Genomic DNA, 16,985 nt, shown 5'->3' on the forward strand with positions numbered 1-16,985 from the left:
TAATTAGCGCCAATCAGGTCCTCATTAAACATTATTGAATGGGCCTCCTACTACTCAGTATGTGCTCCACCTGCCTTTCTAGGTAATTCACCGTAAACCTCACACTACTAAACTTCTCATCAATCTCCTTAATCCTAGGCTTAATCTCCTCATTATAAATCCTCCAAGCCCTAGGCTGAAGCACACGCACCAACTGCGCCGTCCTATACATGGCAACAATCTCGGTTGGCCTTAATTCCCAGGGAAGTCTCAACTCCTCAAGTCTCCTAACCCTAACGTACTTGGCCCTACCCATTTCGATGGCGTGCACGTGATGGGCAAATAGGTGGAGGAGCGTGTTCATGTCGATCCTATAATTAATTAGTATTATTGATTCCTCGGGGAGGTACTTACCCGTAATTACCTGGCATTGCTGATCCCTATCGACGTACTCTACGCACTCGTTTGTGGGGTTTACCGTGGCTATTACCCTGGGCTTCTCGATATTCATGCTCTCCGATAGGCTCTCGAGAATTCCCTCTGCGCTACTCTCGATATCCTCGAGGGGTTTAAGGATTGAATTCTCGATCTCCGTAATTACCTGATTAACGAAGTCCCTACCTGCCGACATGAACCCACAATTACCTAGTCCCGAGACTTATAAATTCTCTCCAGGATTATTACTTAATAATAAATATAAATCAAGCGCACGCGCATGGAAACCTATGCAAAAATGCGCAGTGTATTATGCCTAAAGTATTGCTAAGAAACCATTAATACCCTGTGAGTTGGTGAATTAACGGTTGATTTGAGGGGTATTGGCTGTCCGTATGGTAGTACGCTAGCTATGCAGCATTTTCGCGATGCGCCTGTGGGCTCTGTGATAACGTTCATACTCGATGATTTGGAGTGTTATTTAACGCTGAGGAGGTTATTTCCATTACTTGGGCAGAGGGTTATTAAGGCTGAGGAGCAGAATAGGGTTTATAGGCTATCGGTTCTCAAGGTGAGACTCTTCTAATGAGGTAATGCATATTAATTTCGTTTAATGCCATAGCTTGTGTCCTTTGATAAGGCCGGCTACTTAATTGGTAGAAACTTCGTATACCCTGACTATAGGCTTCAATTCCCCAGGTACTACGGCTATACCCTAAGGCACCTAAAGGCTCAAATACGGATTAAGGCCAGCGATAGGGCAATAGAGGGGTTAAGTGAGTATACCATTGACGTACCTCCGGGCAGGGACTATATCGAGCTTGATGCCGCCGAGATGAGGATAGTGTCGGTCAAGGTTGATGGGCAGGATGCGAGGTTTGAGTATGACGGCAGGACCCTTAGGGTATACCTTAACCCAGGGAGTCATGTCGTGCAGGTGAACTATGAAACTAAACCTAGGAAGGGGCTCTACTTCGTATTGCCGGATGAGCATTATAGGGATAGGGTGCCCATGGCTTGGACACAGGGTGAGAGTGAGGACAATCATTACTGGCTACCAATGCCTGACTACCCAAATGTTAAGTTCACGAGTGAACTGATAATAATAGTTCCGAAGCCCTGGACCGCGGTCTCCAACGGCGTATTAGTGGAGACTAGGGACCTCGGTAATGAGGTACTGTGGCACTGGCGGTTGGACAAGCCGCACTCGGCCTACCTCGTGGCCTTTGCGGCTGGCGAGTTTGAGGTCGTCAGGGAGGATTGTGATGGACTAGCCATTGAGCATTATGTACCAGGGGGTATGGCGATAGGGCCAGGTTCAGCTTTTATAGGACATGCGACATGATTAGGTTTTACAGTGAGTACACGGGCATTAAGTACCCATGGCCTAATTATAAACATGTTGCCGTTGGTGAATTCATATATGGCGGTATGGAGAACACCACCGTGACCATAGTCACGGATACCACACTACATGACGAGCATGCCCACTGCCCAGGTTCCAAATTCCCATGCCCAGGTATGGAGGACTTCACGTCGGATGGTTTGGTCGCGCATGAACTCGCTCATCAGTGGTTTGGTGATTATGTCACGACTAAGGACTGGGCCAATATATGGCTTAACGAGGCCTTCGCCACGTACTTCGAGGCGCTCTATATGGAGCATGCAAGGGGCGTGATGAATTCCTATACGAACTTTACCAGAACCTCAGGAACTACCTTAATGAGTATGGCAATAGGTACGCGAGGCCCATAGTCACGAGGCTGTATAAGGACCCTGAGGAAATGTTTGATAGACATACATATGAGAAGGGTAGCCTAGTATTGCACACCCTCCGTAACCTACTCGGTGATGAAGCCTTTAGGAGGGGCATAAACCTATACCTAACTAGGCACGCCCATGGCAGTGCCGATACGGAGGACCTTAGGAAGGCCCTTGAGGAGGTTTCCGGGCAACCGCTTGATTGGTTCTTCGCGCAATTCGTTTACTCATCTGGTCATCCCGTTATTAAGTATTCCTGGAGTTACGACCCAGGTAATAAACTCATTAGGTTAAGTATTAGCCAGGCCCAGGGGGATGACTCATACCCAATCTATAGGCTGCCCCTTGAATTTGAGATTAAGTATTCAGGTGGTAAGGTCGACATGTTCAGGTTTGAATTAAGTGAGAGGGAGGCCACGGTATACATACCAGCCAGCGAGAGGCCTCAATACGTATGCCTCGACCCGCAGTTTAAGGTAGGCATTAAGTCCGTGAGCGCCGATAAGGGTGTTGAGGAGGCCATTGCGGAATTGGGCAGTGATAATTTAATGTGTAGGCTTGAGGCCATTGATGCCCTAGCCAGGGACGGCAGCGCCAGGGCTGTTGAGGGATTGAGTAAGGCGTTAATGAGTGACTCATTCTGGGGTGTCAGGCTGAGGCCGCCAGGCACTCGGTAGTAGGTACGGAGGACGCGCTCAAGGCATTACTCAACGCGTTGAATAATGAGAGGCATCCAAGGGTTAGACAAGCCATTGTGGAGGCCCTGGGCAACTTCAGGGGCAATAGGGATGTGGCTAAGGTCCTTACGTCAATCCTTGAGAATGCGTCTGAGAGTTACTACGTCAGGTCAAGGGCTGCCCAATCACTCGGTAAGTTGGGAATTCTTGATTACGCAGGAGAACTCACTAAGGCCCTTGATTACCCAAGCCATAACTACGTAATAACCCAGGGCGCGCTACAGGGGCTTTCCGAGCTGGGCACTGATGAGGCGGTTGACACGTTAATTAAATATACGGAACTCGGTAAGCCAACCCTCGTTAGGATGGTCGCGACTCAATCCCTGGGAAGGTTCGTGGGCATTAGGAGGGTTTATGATAGGATTAGGGAGCTGCTTAAGGACCCGTATTACAGGGTTAGGTATGCCGCCGTGGCGGCCGTGGAGAGCTCCCTGGACCCGAGGTTCCTGGATATACTCGATGAATTAGCCAGTAGGGACTTGGATGGCCGTATAAGGCGTTATGCGAGAGATGTGGCCAGGAAGATTAGGGAGCATGTGCAGAGGGGCGTTGAGTATGCAAGGCTGAGGGAGGAGATTGAGAGGATTAGGGAGGAGCAGAGAAGGATAATGGATAGGCTGGATAGGATGGAGGCGAAGGGCTAACCCATGACCTTGGCCACATAGGCTATGTAATTACCTGACTTGGCCAGCCTCTCCACAATGTCGTAATTACCATACAGGATCTCCTCAAACCTTGACCTCAACTTTTTCGGCACCACGATCTGCAGTAGGCCGCCGGGTTTAAGGTGATCCTTTGCCTCAATTATTAATCTCCTATTTACCTCGAGACCGGCGGTTATTGGTGGGTTTGAAACTATGGTATTAAACCTCTCGCCCTGAACGGCACTGTATAGGTCGCTTAATCGAACCTCGGCATTACTAACCTTATTAATTCTTATATTAATTGCCGCCAGCTTAATAGCGAGCTTATTTGTATCAACCATGACCACCCTACCCCTTGGCGCCAACTTAGCCGCCACAATACCGAGGACGCCATACCCACAGCCCATGTCTAGTACGTCCCAGTCGTTCATTATGACCATGTTCTCAGCCAACAACCTAGTGCCTGCATCCACATTCTCGCTTGAGAATACGCCAGGGGCTAACACGAAGGTTAGTGGGAATCCCCTGATCATGGTATTAATCCTCCTAACTCTCATCTCCTTAAAGACGGGCTCCCTATCGTAATAATGCATCAATGCACCAAATACCCCTAGGGACAAGCCTTTTATCCCTTTCATTATTTTCAGGAGGAACGGTTTTTAAGGTATGCCATAGCCCGTAGTGATGATGAGGAAGTCCCTATTCATTGGTTACTTACTAATTTATGTATTATCAGCATCATTTAATTACTTCTTCGTAAAATTCGGATTGAGATACGCAACGCCATTGGGCTACATGGCAATTAGGTACGCAATAGCCGGAGCCTATTAGCCATGGCCGCAGCATTAATTAATGGGAGATATTACATAGTATTAAGTAGGGACATAGTCCTCCTGAGCCTATTCTCCTCATTAAGTACGGCGCTCTGGGCCTATGGATTGGCCTATATTGACCCGGGTTCATCAGCCATTTTCGGTTATACAATGCCCTTATTCGCAATACCGCTATCGATCTTACTAATTCATGAGAGGCCAAGGATCCTCAACGTGGTTGGGGCTATTGTTGGGTTTGCTGGCGTTGTTATTTATGGAGTTTCCTCAATAATGAGGGGTGTCTCGTTAATTGCGCGTTGCTTACTGTGATAAATGCCATATTCTGGGCCCTGTACAGTATATACTTCAGGAAGTTGGGTAATAGTGATGGCTTGATCGTTGTTTCTAACATGTTCATAATTGGCTCGGTACTACTCGCCATAATGGGGTTATTGGTTAATGGGCCTGAGACCTTCACCGGCATTGAGTGGGTACCTGGGTTTATCAGCAATTTATTGGGTACCTCCGTGGTTGGCGGTGCCGTTCTGTTTCTTGTTTGGTACCTACTTGTTAATACCATTGGTGTTGCGAATTCAACGCCGTATATATTCACAGTGCCTGCATTGACGCTTGTGCTTAATTACCTCATAATGGGTATTCAACCAAGCATACCCGAGATTATTGGTTCGGCGGTGATGTTCGTCGGTATTTACCTCGCCTCGACCTAACCGTGGACCACCGGCATACTAAAATTTTTAAGTAATTAGCTTAAGCGGGTTCTTGCATGGCCACATTAACAAGGTCCAAGCAACCAAGGAAGCAGAGGAAGGCATTATACAATGCACCACTTCATATTAGGCATAGGTTGATGACCGCCAGGCTAAGTGAGGACCTGCAGAGGCAGTATGGCATTAAGAGACTACCGGTTAGGAAGGGAGATACCGTGTTAATACTCAGGGGCGACTTCAAGGGTGTTAGGGGTAAGGTTATCGATGTTGATTTGAGGAAGATGAGGATTTACGTTGAGAACGCAACCCTGAAGAAACCGAGCGGTGAAACTGTTTATTACCCAATACACCCGTCTAAGGTCATGATCGTCGAGCTAGACACCAGCGATAAAAGGAGGCTTGAGGCTATCGAGAGGGCTAGGAAGCAACGTGAGGAGTACCTAAGGAAGCTTGAGGAGGCTAAGGAGACAAGGGCTTTGAGAAAGCCTGAGGTGATCGTGGTTGGCCAGGGCGGTGGCGAACAAAGGCAGTAAGCCTTTAAATGGGTTTTTCCACGGTGATGCCTAATGCCCAGTAGGCACTTAAGGCGTTATCAAGCACCTGAGTGGTGGCCGGTATCGACCAAGGAGACAGTGTGGGTCGTTAGGCCAAGCCCTGGACCACACCCACTGGCTAAGTCATTACCGCTGGCACTACTTGTGAGGGATGTCCTTAGATACGCGAAGACCCTCAGGGAGGCCAGGTACGTGATTGGTAAGGGGTTAATTAAGGTTGATGGTAGGGTAAGGAGGGATTACAAGTACCCAGTGGGTTTGATGGACGTCGTCGAGATCGTGCCAACAAATGAGATTTACCGAGTGGTTCCACACCCAACGAAGTTCCTATGGCCAATACCAATAGGCCCGGATGAGGCTAATTACAAGCTTTGTAGAATTGAGAATAAGACCATGGTTAAGGGTGGGCAAATACAGCTTAATCTGCACGATGGCAGAAACATACAACTGCCCTACGAGGAGGGGAGTAAGTATGACACACTCGATACAGTGCTAATCGACATTAACGAGAATAAGATCGTGGATCACGTAAAACCGGAACTAGGCTCACTGGGCTTATCGTTGATGGCAGAAACGTGGGTTACTACGGCAAGATAACCGAGATAATACAGACATACAGGAAGAGGGAGTCCACGGTTAAGATCGTTACGAGCGACGGCAGGGAGGTCAGGACAATAATGGATTACCTATTTGCAGTAGGTAAGGAAAAGCCCTTAATAACTATTGCACAACAACAAGTGACTCAATCTCAGTAATTATACTAAGTAATTATTAAGTAATTATACTAACTGACTAATTTAATCATTATATTACTGTTCACGGCCTTTTGAATGACCCTATTAATTAAAGCCCTCGCTATCTCCAGCTTCACCCTCTTTACCTCATCATCCCTCTTCACAACTTTACCTGGATCGAAACCATAAATCCTAACTTCCCTAGCACCCATGTAATAAGCTAGGTAGACAGCCCTGTCGCCGTCGGTAAATCCAGGTATTAATAATGAACAACCCCTGGGCCATACCTGGACCGTTGGCAGTAATTTCCTGACCCTTGATGCATACTTGGGGTAATAGGCGATGTTGTCGCCATGCGCATGACCAAGCACCAAACAATCGCAGTCGATCAACTCCTCAGGTATGAAGTCGAAGTCCGTGATGACAATATCGGGGTTTAGCCCCCAACCACGAAGAAGCCTAACTGAGTAACCCTCAACGGCAATTAATAAACCATTGTCATCAGGCATTGCCCTAGCTGGCGGCATCACTATATTAACAACATCCCACCTAAACTCCCTTAAATTACCATCATAATTACAGAACCTAGGCGCCAACTCAGCCGCTAGGTAATCATCCTTAAAATTCAATTGAGGAAGTAATGCGGTGTAGTAACTCCTAACTAGTAGCCATTCCATTGGATCAAGAACAACGCCACCGCGCATGGCAACCCTAATTTTTAATCGGCTACATTAACATGTTTATGCCAACATCAATACCAACATCCCTCGGGGTTAAGCCATACCTAACCTGGGTAAACTCCTTCCTAAACTCAATAACCTCCTTCCTAACGCTGCCGGGATCCTCCCTCCTTATGAGGACCCTCGCCATGAATTCCGCAATTGTTCTCATCTCGTCCTTACCCATGCCGAACCTAGTCATCTCCTGAACACCAAGTCTAAGCCCGCTTGGATCCCTGAATCCCCTGTCCCAGGGTAATGCATTCTTATTCACGATGATGTTAGCCTCCTCAAGTAAGACCGCTGATTTAGTACCGCCACCAACACTGGATACATCAATAAGTACCTGGTGAGTCCTCGTAAAACCCTTATTCTCAGCAACAACCTTGAACCCCAACGCGTGTAACTCCTCTGCCAACGCCCGTGCATTACTAACGACCTGCTCCGCATATGCCTTACCGAATTTCATCATCTCAATCGCCGTTACGGCAGTCGCGGCATACCTATGGTGGTGATAATTCGATGTCAACCCAGGAAATACCGCCTTCTGAATGACCTTAAACAAGTCCTCCCTATTAGTGAAGATTACACCACCCTGAGGACCGGGAAATGTCTTGTGGTTGATGATGTCATAACATCGGCACCCAGATCAAGTGGGTTTGGAAATGCCCCACCAGCGATTAAGCCGAGTACGTGGCCGAATCATGAAGAAGCACCGCATTGACCTCATGAACGACGTCGAGAAGCTCCTTAATGGGATGCGGAAATAGATATACGGAACCACCGAGTATCACAATTCTTGGTCTAACCTCCCTAATTAACTTAATACTCTCATCAACATCAACATTGAACTCCTCATTATCCCATGGCAAATCCACTACCTTCAACCTAAAAATCCCAGGGGCGCCCGTAGTTTTATGACTTATGTGACCCCCTGAATTAAGCGGCACCGACATTATCGTATCGCCAGGCTGCGCTAACGCTGCGTAAACAGCGGCATTGGCTATAGTGCCTGAGATTGGCCTAACATCAACAAACTTAGCGTGAAATAACTCACCCATTAAGCCTGCAAGGAGTCCCTCAAGCTTATCGATATACTTAGTGCCTTGGTAATACCTACTACCCAGCGTGCCCTCGGCATACCTACCCTCCATATCATTTAAATAAACATACTCGGCTAACGGCGACATCACATTCTCGCTGGGTATGAGGTTTATCGTCTCTAACCTACGCCATTTATTATGTGCCTTAACCATGTTTATTACATCATTTAAGGCTGAGTCTGGATCTAATGACATTTAATGTGGGCTTAGTGAGTAATATATTAAAGCTTTAATGCCCTGCCCAACCAACCTATTCTTAGGGTATTATGGAGCGGTGGATTAATTAATCTCTATAGAGTGTTTAGGGTTGATGTCCGCTGGCAGTAATGACATTAAATTCATCGACGTCGTGAAGGCACTCGAGAGTATTGAGGCGACTACGCAAAGGACAGTAATGGCCAAGTTACTCTCATCGCTCCTCAAGAAGACTCCGCCCAACGCCATTGATAAGGTCATCTACTTCATACTCGGTCAATTAAGGCTGATTGGGAGGGTGTGGAGCTTGGCGTTGCTGAGAAGCTCACCTTTAGGGCTATCGCCAACGCCACTGGTGCGCCCATTAAGCAGGTTGAGGATCTTTATAAGAGACTCGGCGATGTTGGTGAGACGGCTAGGAGAATAATGAGTAGTAAGCCTCAGCAGGGTGGCAAGTCAATACTCGAGTTCTTCGGTGGTGGGGGTGGTGAGGAATTAACGATGGGTAAGGTCTACGATACTTTAATGTCGATAGCCAAGGCGAGTGGTGAGGGTGCTCAGGACACAAAGGTCAAACTCCTCACGTACCTATTCTCAAGGGCTAAGCCTGAGGAGGCTAAGTACATTGCTAGGTTCGTAATTGGTAGGCTAAGGCTCGGGGTTGCCGACATGACGATACTGGACGCATTATCAGACGCGTATAAAGTGCCTAGGGAGGCCCTTGAGAGGGCTTACCACATTTACCCAGACCTCGGTTATATAGCGAAGATGGTTGCCCAGGAGGGTCAGAATGCCCTGGCTAAAATCCACGTGACGCCCGGCGTACCAATACAGCCAATGCTTGCCGAGAGATTGAGCACGCCCGCCGAAATCCTGGCTAAACTAGGCGGCATTGCAATGGTTGAGTATAAGTATGATGGTGAGAGGGCCAGGTGCATAAGACTAGGGATGGTGAGGTTAGGATCTTTAGTAGGAGGCTGGAGAATATAACGCATGCGTACCCTGATGTTGCTGAGTATGTTAAGGAGGCTATTGACGCTAAGGAGTTCATTGTGGAGGGTGAGATAATAGCCATTGACCCGGACACGGGTGAGTTTAGGCCCTTCCAGGAGTTGATGCATAGGAAGAGGAAGCACGACATTAAGGAGGCAATGAAGGAGTACCCAGTCAACATATTCCTGTTTGATGCCATGTACGTTGATGGGCAGGACCTGACGAACCTGCCGCTCATTGATAGGAAGAGGAGGTTATTGGAGATCCTTAAGCCGAGTGAGTATGTTCACTTGGCGACGTGGAGGATAATAAATGATGCGGAGGAACTTGATAAGTTCTTCCATGAGGCTATTAGTGATGGTTGTGAGGGTGTCATGTGCAAGTCCATTAAGGCTGACTCGATATATGAAATGGGTGCCAGGGGCTGGCTCTGGATTAAGTATAAGCGTGACTACAGGAGTGAGTTGACGGATACCCTGGACCTGGTCGTCGTGGGTGCATTCTGGGGTCGTGGGAAGAGGGCGGGTACTTACGGGGCATTGCTGATTGCTGCCTATGACCCGAAGACTGATCAATTCTACACGGTGAGTAAGGTGGGTAGTGGATTCACCGATGAGGATCTCGTGAAGCTGAAGCAGATGCTTGACCCATACAGGATACCGCATAGGCACCCAAGGGTTGTCTCTAAGATGGAGCCTGACGTGTGGTTCGTACCGGCCATAGTACTTGAGATAATTGGCGCTGAAATAACCCTAAGCCACTCCACACATGCTGCATGGGCGCCATTAGGCTGATGTTGGTCTAGCCATTAGATTCCCAAGGTTCACGGGGCGTTATAGGACGGATAAGTCGCCGGAACAGGCGACGACCGTTGATGAGATTCTAGAGATGTATAAGGAGCAGAAGAAGGTTAAGATAGAGGAGGGCGCCAATCCCTAGGATTAAATCATTCACCTGCCTCCTCCTTCAAAACCCTTTCGAGCGTCCAGCGTATCGCCCTAATTATTTCCCTGAGTCTCTCATCACTCCTGTAATTTTTAATGACTATGCCAACCACATTGTCACCATCAAGCTTAATCTCATAATTGAAGGCCTCCTCACGCCTTAACTGACCATCCTTAACCAATTTGTCATCCTCCTGCTTAAAGCCCTCGAGTATCTTATCCCTAAAGAATCTCCTGAATGCCGTGTTATCCTTATCGAAGGGCTTTATCGGCTTAATGCTCACGCCATTCTCGTAAACCTCGACTGTGCCCAGCAATTCATTACCGACCCTAGACCTAATCTCCCTAGTCTCCACTAACTTGCCTAGGTCCTGAGGCTTGCTCATCAATTCTGTGGCTGGAACTATCGACTGTGACTTAATTATGCTATCGATAACGCCCTTAACCTCATTCAATAGGTCAAGCTCCTCCTGAAGCTCCTTAATCCTACTATCCAACTTATCTCTAAGTTCAAGCAATCTCTTTACATCCACTGCATTATCCACGGTTAAGAATTAATAAGTCCAGTTAATAAAGCTACGCGTGAAGAGGCAGGCCGTAGTATTATCAATGGGCAACCTAAACCTAGATATTTATGTAAAGACCGACGCAATACCAAGACCCGATGAGTCAATTGATGCCTATGAGACCTACATGGGCGGTGGAGGCTCCGCGGCTAATTTCTCCGTTGCAGTGGCTAGGCTTGGTCTTGGCTCTAGGTTCCTCGGATCCGTGGGTAATGACCAATTTGGTAATATGCTAATTAAGGAGTTAGAGTCTGAGGGTGTTGATACTAGGTTCATAAAGCGCATCAGCCATGAAAAGACGGGTACCGTTATCGTGATTGTGGGTCTTGACGGCTCTAAACGAATGATCAGGTACTCAGGGCTAACCTGGGATTAACACCGAGCGATATCACTAACGATGTTATGAACGGCGTAGCGCATGTCCATGTAGCCCTTGGTAGGATTGAAATTATCGAGACAGCAAAGCGCATTGCTAAGTCTATGGGGTTAACGGTCTCGGTTGATGGGGGCACACCACTAGCTAAGAAGGGGCTTGATGTTATTAAGGATGTCATGAATAACGTAGATATTTGGTTCATGAATAGCTTTGAGGCTAGGGAATTAGGCCACTCAGAAAATGTTGTTAGGGCTGCGGAGAACATAGCGAGTAGGGTTAGGGTTAGGGAGTTAATAGTTACGCTCGGTCCTCGTGGAGCGCTATTGTTTAGGGATGGTGAGGTTAAGTACTCCGACGCATTTAAGGTTCCTCCAGTGGATACCACGGGCGCCGGTGATACATTTGCCGCGGCTTACGTTGTTGCCTCCGTACTAGACCTAGACCCAATAGATAAGCTCATTTTTGCCAATGCGGCAGCATCACTTAAGGTCACTAGGAGGGGTGCCAGGTCATCGCCTAAACTGAGTGAAGTCATTGACTTCCTTGAATCCCTCGGCTACGCTAAGCTGGCTAATGAGATATTGAGTAGGCTTGGTTATTCCTGAGTTATTTAGTAATGGAAAAAAACTTATATATGTAGGGATTACATTGTGTATTAGGAGTTAGGGGATTACCGTGTCTAAGGTTAATGTTCAGGTTAAGGTTAAGTACTGCGATGGTACCTGGTGTAACTTCCAATACTTCAGGTGCGCAAAGAAGGCACTGAAGATTACTAGGCAGGGTAGTAGAGTCGTTACACAATGCACGTTATTTGGAGGACCCTGCATTGGTTATAAGTGCCAGTACGCCATCTGCGAGGCCCACGTAATGGCTCCCGACGGCAGGTGCCTACTTGATCTCAGGAATATGGAGACTAAGGAGAGGGATATTGTTGAGGAGGCTAAGAAGCTCGATAAGCAGGCCTCAGTGATTAATAGGCATTTAAAGAAGCTTGGGCTTAAGGACTATATGTAGACCGTGAATGATTAAGGCAGTAATCCTAACGGCAGGGCTTGGCGAGAGACTTAGACCGCTAACATACCTGGTTCCTAAACCGTACCTTCCACTTCGCAATGGATTAATAATCGAACACATACTAAGTTGGGTTAAGTCACAGGGCCTTAAGTACGATGACGTGATTATAGTCACCGCGTACATGGCTGATAGGGTAATTTCACTATTAAGTAATTCCATGCCTGGCATTAAATTCGTCATCGCTGATCAATTATTGGGTACCGCAGGGCAGTTGTGGTACGTGAGGGAATACGTTAGTGATAATGATGATGTGATTGTGGTTAATGGCGATGTATTAACCGACATACCCCTAGCGAAGGCTCTTGATTACCATAGGTCAGGTAATGCCGATGTAACCATAGTCTCGATTAGGTATAAATTAACCGCTAGGTATGGGGTACTTGATATTGGCCCGGGTGGTGAGTTCAGGGGTTGGCTTGAGAAGCCCACCATCACACTACCAATAGTTACTGGAATATATATAATGAGGGGCTCATTAATTAGGAGGTTGAATAAGGAGAGGCTTGACATGAATAAGTACATTGAGGGCTTACGGCAGGGTGGTATGAGGATCATGGTCTTCCTAACAGATGGTAATTATGTAGACCTTGGCGTGCCCCAGGACTACCTTAACTCATTAGTAACATGACCATGTTCCATAAATCATTCAACGCAACATATATAAACAATTAAAATACAGGGATTATTAATAATGTCTAGGGCTGTTTGTCCAGGGCTTGAAAGGACCGCGAGCGGCTATGTATGCACATACGCACAGAGACCAATTAACCCATTCCAGTGGTACTGCTTTGGCGATTATTTTGAGTGCCCAATATACGTTCAGTACATGAAGACCAGGGCGCCCAGGTAAAGGCCGAGACCAAGCCCTCACAAACCGTCCAGCCACTGCAGCAGACCCAGCAACAGCCTCAGCAGGTTATTACCGCAGCACCGGCTGCTGTGACCGCGGCGCGTGTTGAGACTGCAGGTGATGCTGAGGATGAGTTAATTAGGAGTAGTGAGTCGATATTATCGAGGTTTGAGGGTAATGCTAAGACCCTTAATGATAAGTGGAGGGATTACGAGAGCTCCGTACAATCGACTAGGCAGAGTTGGGAGGTTGAGAAGGCTAAGTTGAGGAGGTATATTGTTATTCTTGAGAGGATTCGTAATAAGTATGGTGAGGATCTTAAGGAGGTTGAGCTAAGGAGGAGTATGGGCCTAATTAACGATGATACCTACAATAAGCTTAGGGATAGCATTCAGAAGAAGCTTGATAGGATCAGTGATAAGCTTAAGGAGTTGAATACCAGGTATCAGGAGGTTGAGGCAACAATTAACCAACATTATAAGAGGTTGTTAATGACAACGGTAACGCCTGAGGTAAGCAAGCTTAAGCTCTCACTGGCTAAGCTTGAGGAGATGTATAGGGATGGTAGGATTAGTAAGGAGGTTTATGAGAAGTTGAAGGCTGAGATTGAGGGGGTGATATCATGAGCAATGAAATGCTGAAAATATACGAGGAGTTGCTGAAACAAATCAATAAGATGTATGACAACTATACCGAGCAAATAAAACGCCTAAACAACATGTGGTCTGATTACAAGACCGCGGTTAATAATGTTAAGAGAAATTGGGATGCTGATAACATACTGCTGGAGCTTAGGGTTAATGAACTTAAGGCAAGTATTGACTCAATACGTGAGGAACTCGACATGCTTAAGGTTAAGAAGGAGCTTGGCCTGATAGATGATGATGAGTACTCAAAGTCCTCCGCCGAGTTAACGGATACTCTAACGAAATTAACCAGCATGTATGATGAGGCTAAGTCAAAGATTGATGAGATTGACAAGGGTATTAAGGAGCATTGGTTCAGGTCAATGGACGTAACGTCACTAACCACGGATCAGGTCGATGGCATGATTAAGGAGCTTGAGGATAGTAAGGCTAAGGGTGAGATACCTGATGATGTGTATAGTAGGGTTAAGGCGGATCTTGAACTCGTGAGGAGGGTCGTTCAAGCCCTAGCGTTGATAAAGACGGAATCAAAGTCCTAAGCTAATTTAATATTTTAAATTTTTTTTATAAATTTAAATTCATGCATTTGATGTCGAGGAATTTAACCTATGTATTTTGACGGCCTCCTTATACGACTTTATTATGCCGTATAGTCCAATTACACCAACCACTGATATCACTAGTAGGAAGCCTATGTCTATTGCGTCCAGGTTTGGTATTGGTATTCCGGTGCTTATTGCCCAGGCATCGATTTGTGGTAGGAATATTATTAACAAACCAACTAATGCGAACACGATTCCTCCGTAGTAAAGCGTTATTCCTGCGGTCTTCCTACCAACGTACTTAACCTCCTCCTCAGTGAACTTCCTAGCCCTTAATGACCCGCCGAAGATTGCGCCAAGTATTATCTGCATAATCATAGTGCCTATACCGAACATTAAGCCGGGCAATGGCGCATACCAAATACTTGGCATCTGTGGGGCAAGGACAAACGTTATTATTGATGCGTAGGCGCCAAAACCGAAGCCCGCTATTAATCCATGAACAATAGTCATCTTTATCGGAACCTCCCTTGGGTGGGCTTCATGAAGTGGTATTCTCTTGGCTTCATTAGTGTGGTGCTGATGCCCACCTAGTAAGACATCAATTGGTAGGTGGATGTACTTACCCCTCAATATGTAGGACCCCGCTATTGCCATGACTAGACCGACCACGAAATATACAGGTCCATCGAGATTATACTTCATGTAGAAATACGCCAGCCTATGTAGCCAAGAGTCGTTAGGAAGGCCCTCTGTATCGTGAAGCCCAGTGAGAATAGGAAGCCTGCTTCATGCCTCCCTTCGTACTATACTCGCCAACTGCATAGCTGAAGGTTATGGGCCATGTATGTTCATCAGGCGTTATTCCATGTAGCATCCCGAGGAATAGGGACACAATCAGTATTTCGGTTACTGGTAACTGGCTTGGCGGGTGTAGCAGGAAGTTTATGTTGAATATGCCGAGCCCAAGCACAACCGTGGCTAGTGTAAGTAATACCAGGTTTGCCGATTGTATTAGGCCTATTCTGGTTCTCGATATCATTAGGGTTACCCTAAAGTTGGGATTAATAAATCTTTCTCCGACAGTTAGTTTTATAAATTGACATCGGATTAGTTATCGATTTAAAGCATGCCTAAAGATAGGTTAATTAGCAATTCTCGGGATAATAAGGCAAGCATGAAGAACATTTACGTGTACATGAGTAATGAGAAGACGAGGGTCGCCTTATTCTCACTACTAGCGTCAGTACTAATAACCGCTATGAACATAACCGCATGGCTACTCACGAACTCCCTTGCCGTTCTTGCCGAGGCCATGCACACGTTCCTCGACATACTGGTGACTACGATAACGCTGATTGCCGTTAGTGTGGGTTCTAAACCACCCGATAAGGAGCACCCATTCGGTCATGGTAAGGCTGAAAGCATTGGTGGGCTTTTTGGCTCCCTATTCATAATTGTGGCTAGTATACTCATTGGTTATGAAAGCGCCGAGCGTATAATAATGAGGGTACCGTTTAGTCCTGATGTCATCGCCATAATAGTCATGACCATAGCAATAATTATTGACGTGAATAGGTCAAGGGCATTAAGAAAGGCGGCAGTTAAGTGGAATAGTAGGGCCCTTGAGGCTGATTCCTACCACTTCCTAAGTGATGTTGCTATCGAGACTTCCGTTATTGCCCTCATGATCATTGGTTTATTAATGGAGAGGTTAAGCATTGGATTATTTAATGAGTGGGGCACAATACTTGATGCCCTGGTCGCCTTCGCGATAGTCATTTACTTCTCGGTAATTGGTGCGCGTATAATGAGGACCTCGATCGATGAATTAATGGACAAATCATCCGAGGATCTCACTAGGAGAGTTACCGACGTTGCGAAGTCGGTGCGGGGCGTCGTCTCGGTTAAGGATGTTAGGGCTAGGAGGGCTGGCTCAATGGCTCATATAGAGGTGACAATAGGGGTGTCCGACCACCTAAGTATTGCTGAGGCGCATAGTATTGCCGATGATGTGGAGTCGGCAATAAAGCGTGAGGTTGGTCCGTCGATAGTCATGGTCCACGTAGAGCCCGAACTCCGCGAGAAGGTGGAGAGAGCTCTCGCCGGTGTTAAGAATCCGTTAATTAATAATATTCATGAGTTAAATATAATGAAATCTCAGGATGGCGTGATAGTCAGTATGCACATGGTCGTTAGGAGCGATGCTAAACTAAGCGATGTTAATATAGCCATAAGCGAGGTTGAGGACAAGGTGAGACAGGTAATACCCAATGCACTGGTTTGGATCCACTTGGAGCCTGATAAAAAGGCAGGGAATATTGATGAGATTAGGAGAGCCGTGAATGCCGTCTGCTCTAAGTATGGTGGCCGTGTCGGGGACATCAATGTTGTCGATATTGAGGGCATAAGCGCAATACACATCCTGGTATATCTACCACAGAGCATGAGCATTACCGAGGCCCATAATATTGCCACTGAAATAGAGAGTGAGGTGGCGAAGATCTATAGTATGCCGTATCACGTAATAGTTTCGGTGCTACCCGACACCAAAACCTTATAACCCGTTACCTGGATCATAATGTGATCAGT

At 46.7% G+C, this 16,985-nt stretch carries 19 protein-coding genes and 5 pseudogenes; 17 read left to right on the top strand and 7 right to left on the bottom strand.

Translation table 11 applies throughout. From position 1 onward, the window contains the following. Positions 1 to 31: 31 nt before the first annotated feature. A complete protein-coding gene (locus JCM16161_RS03395) occupies positions 32 to 610 on the bottom strand; it encodes a hypothetical protein (protein ID WP_054854997.1) in 579 nt (192 codons plus the stop codon). A 177-nt stretch (positions 611 to 787) separates the two neighbouring features. On the opposite strand from JCM16161_RS03395, the gene JCM16161_RS03400 reads away from it, so the two are divergent. The 4 genes and pseudogenes from JCM16161_RS03400 (at position 788) to JCM16161_RS14825 (ending at position 3,556) form a co-directional block, all read left to right on the top strand. Further along, the gene (locus JCM16161_RS03400) at positions 788 to 1,000 is read left to right on the top strand and encodes a hypothetical protein (protein WP_054854998.1); all 213 of its coding nucleotides are present in this window, start codon (positions 788 to 790) and stop codon (positions 998 to 1,000) included. 39 nt (positions 1,001 to 1,039) lie between these two features. Further along, entirely contained in the window at positions 1,040 to 1,759 is a 720-nt protein-coding gene (locus JCM16161_RS14815) for a hypothetical protein (RefSeq protein WP_243668998.1), read from the top strand. Continuing rightward, positions 1,756 to 2,852: pseudogene (locus JCM16161_RS14820) on the top strand (M1 family metallopeptidase). Before JCM16161_RS14815 ends, JCM16161_RS14820 begins: the two are co-directional and overlap by 4 nt. A 38-nt stretch (positions 2,853 to 2,890) precedes the next feature. Beyond that, positions 2,891 to 3,556 carry a HEAT repeat domain-containing protein gene (locus JCM16161_RS14825; protein WP_243669000.1) on the top strand — a complete coding sequence of 222 codons (666 nt, stop codon included), beginning with the start codon at positions 2,891 to 2,893 and terminating at the stop codon, positions 3,554 to 3,556. Here JCM16161_RS14825 and JCM16161_RS03410 read toward each other — a convergent pair. Continuing rightward, a complete protein-coding gene (locus JCM16161_RS03410; RefSeq protein WP_243669002.1) occupies positions 3,553 to 4,194 on the bottom strand; it encodes a methyltransferase in 642 nt (213 codons plus the stop codon). The two genes, JCM16161_RS14825 and JCM16161_RS03410, sit on opposite strands and share 4 nt — an antisense overlap. Before the next feature lie 46 nt (positions 4,195 to 4,240). On the opposite strand from JCM16161_RS03410, the gene JCM16161_RS14830 reads away from it, so the two are divergent. From JCM16161_RS14830 to JCM16161_RS03425, 5 genes and pseudogenes are all read left to right on the top strand, one after another. After that, positions 4,241 to 4,387, top strand: coding sequence for a hypothetical protein (locus JCM16161_RS14830; RefSeq protein ID WP_243669005.1), 147 nt, complete (start codon positions 4,241 to 4,243; stop codon positions 4,385 to 4,387). 2 nt (positions 4,388 to 4,389) lie between these two features. Then, positions 4,390 to 4,698, top strand: a complete 309-nt coding sequence (locus JCM16161_RS14835) for a DMT family transporter (protein WP_243669007.1) — start codon at positions 4,390 to 4,392, stop codon at positions 4,696 to 4,698. Next, the gene (locus JCM16161_RS14840; protein WP_243669167.1) at positions 4,695 to 5,096 is read left to right on the top strand and encodes a DMT family transporter; all 402 of its coding nucleotides are present in this window, start codon (positions 4,695 to 4,697) and stop codon (positions 5,094 to 5,096) included. Before JCM16161_RS14835 ends, JCM16161_RS14840 begins: the two co-directional genes overlap by 4 nt. 56 nt (positions 5,097 to 5,152) lie before the next feature. Then, entirely contained in the window at positions 5,153 to 5,629 is a 477-nt protein-coding gene (gene rplX, locus JCM16161_RS03420; protein WP_054854999.1) for a 50S ribosomal protein L24, read from the top strand. A 33-nt stretch (positions 5,630 to 5,662) separates the two neighbouring features. Next, positions 5,663 to 6,405, top strand: a pseudogene (locus JCM16161_RS03425) (30S ribosomal protein S4e). A gap of 29 nt (positions 6,406 to 6,434) precedes the next feature. On the opposite strand, the gene JCM16161_RS03430 reads toward JCM16161_RS03425, so the two are convergent. Beyond that, positions 6,435 to 7,088 carry a hypothetical protein gene (locus tag JCM16161_RS03430; RefSeq protein WP_054855000.1) on the bottom strand — a complete coding sequence of 218 codons (654 nt, stop codon included), beginning with the start codon at positions 7,086 to 7,088 and terminating at the stop codon, positions 6,435 to 6,437. A gap of 22 nt (positions 7,089 to 7,110) precedes the next feature. Beyond that, positions 7,111 to 8,359 (bottom strand): annotated as a pseudogene (locus JCM16161_RS03435) (serine hydroxymethyltransferase). Between the two features lie 178 nt (positions 8,360 to 8,537). Between JCM16161_RS03435 and JCM16161_RS03440 the strand changes: the two are divergent. Next, a pseudogene (locus JCM16161_RS03440) lies at positions 8,538 to 10,333 on the top strand (ATP-dependent DNA ligase). Between the two features lie 7 nt (positions 10,334 to 10,340). On the opposite strand, the gene JCM16161_RS03445 reads toward JCM16161_RS03440, so the two are convergent. Beyond that, a complete protein-coding gene (locus JCM16161_RS03445; RefSeq protein ID WP_054855001.1) occupies positions 10,341 to 10,883 on the bottom strand; it encodes a hypothetical protein in 543 nt (180 codons plus the stop codon). 64 nt (positions 10,884 to 10,947) lie between these two features. On the opposite strand from JCM16161_RS03445, the pseudogene JCM16161_RS03450 reads away from it, so the two are divergent. From JCM16161_RS03450 to JCM16161_RS03470, 6 genes and pseudogenes are all read left to right on the top strand, one after another. Then, a pseudogene (locus tag JCM16161_RS03450) lies at positions 10,948 to 11,885 on the top strand (carbohydrate kinase family protein). Between the two features lie 70 nt (positions 11,886 to 11,955). Beyond that, positions 11,956 to 12,294 carry a hypothetical protein gene (locus JCM16161_RS03455; protein ID WP_243669009.1) on the top strand — a complete coding sequence of 113 codons (339 nt, stop codon included), beginning with the start codon at positions 11,956 to 11,958 and terminating at the stop codon, positions 12,292 to 12,294. Between the two features lie 7 nt (positions 12,295 to 12,301). Further along, positions 12,302 to 12,982 carry a nucleotidyltransferase family protein gene (locus JCM16161_RS03460; protein ID WP_054855003.1) on the top strand — a complete coding sequence of 227 codons (681 nt, stop codon included), beginning with the start codon at positions 12,302 to 12,304 and terminating at the stop codon, positions 12,980 to 12,982. Between the two features lie 63 nt (positions 12,983 to 13,045). Further along, positions 13,046 to 13,204, top strand: a complete 159-nt coding sequence (locus JCM16161_RS14845; RefSeq protein WP_243669011.1) for a hypothetical protein — start codon at positions 13,046 to 13,048, stop codon at positions 13,202 to 13,204. After that, positions 13,159 to 13,830, top strand: coding sequence for a hypothetical protein (locus tag JCM16161_RS03465; RefSeq protein WP_243669013.1), 672 nt, complete (start codon positions 13,159 to 13,161; stop codon positions 13,828 to 13,830). The genes JCM16161_RS14845 and JCM16161_RS03465 overlap by 46 nt, the downstream gene beginning before the upstream one ends. Further along, a complete protein-coding gene (locus tag JCM16161_RS03470) occupies positions 13,827 to 14,390 on the top strand; it encodes a hypothetical protein (protein WP_054855004.1) in 564 nt (187 codons plus the stop codon). Before JCM16161_RS03465 ends, JCM16161_RS03470 begins: the two co-directional genes overlap by 4 nt. Before the next feature lie 39 nt (positions 14,391 to 14,429). Here the strand turns inward: JCM16161_RS03470 and JCM16161_RS03475 are convergent, their stop codons facing one another. Together JCM16161_RS03475 and JCM16161_RS14850 are read right to left on the bottom strand one after the other, a co-directional pair. After that, complete coding sequence (locus JCM16161_RS03475; protein WP_243669015.1) at positions 14,430 to 15,098, bottom strand: hypothetical protein; 669 nt, start codon at positions 15,096 to 15,098, stop codon at positions 14,430 to 14,432. A 34-nt stretch (positions 15,099 to 15,132) separates the two neighbouring features. Continuing rightward, positions 15,133 to 15,435: a hypothetical protein gene (locus JCM16161_RS14850; RefSeq protein ID WP_243669017.1), complete on the bottom strand. Its 303-nt coding sequence runs from the start codon at positions 15,433 to 15,435 to the stop codon at positions 15,133 to 15,135. Between the two features lie 135 nt (positions 15,436 to 15,570). On the opposite strand from JCM16161_RS14850, the gene JCM16161_RS03480 reads away from it, so the two are divergent. Further along, positions 15,571 to 16,956 carry a cation-efflux pump gene (locus tag JCM16161_RS03480; RefSeq protein WP_243669019.1) on the top strand — a complete coding sequence of 462 codons (1,386 nt, stop codon included), beginning with the start codon at positions 15,571 to 15,573 and terminating at the stop codon, positions 16,954 to 16,956. Positions 16,957 to 16,985 lie beyond the last annotated feature (29 nt).

The sequence above is a fragment of the Vulcanisaeta sp. JCM 16161 genome, assembly GCF_001316285.1.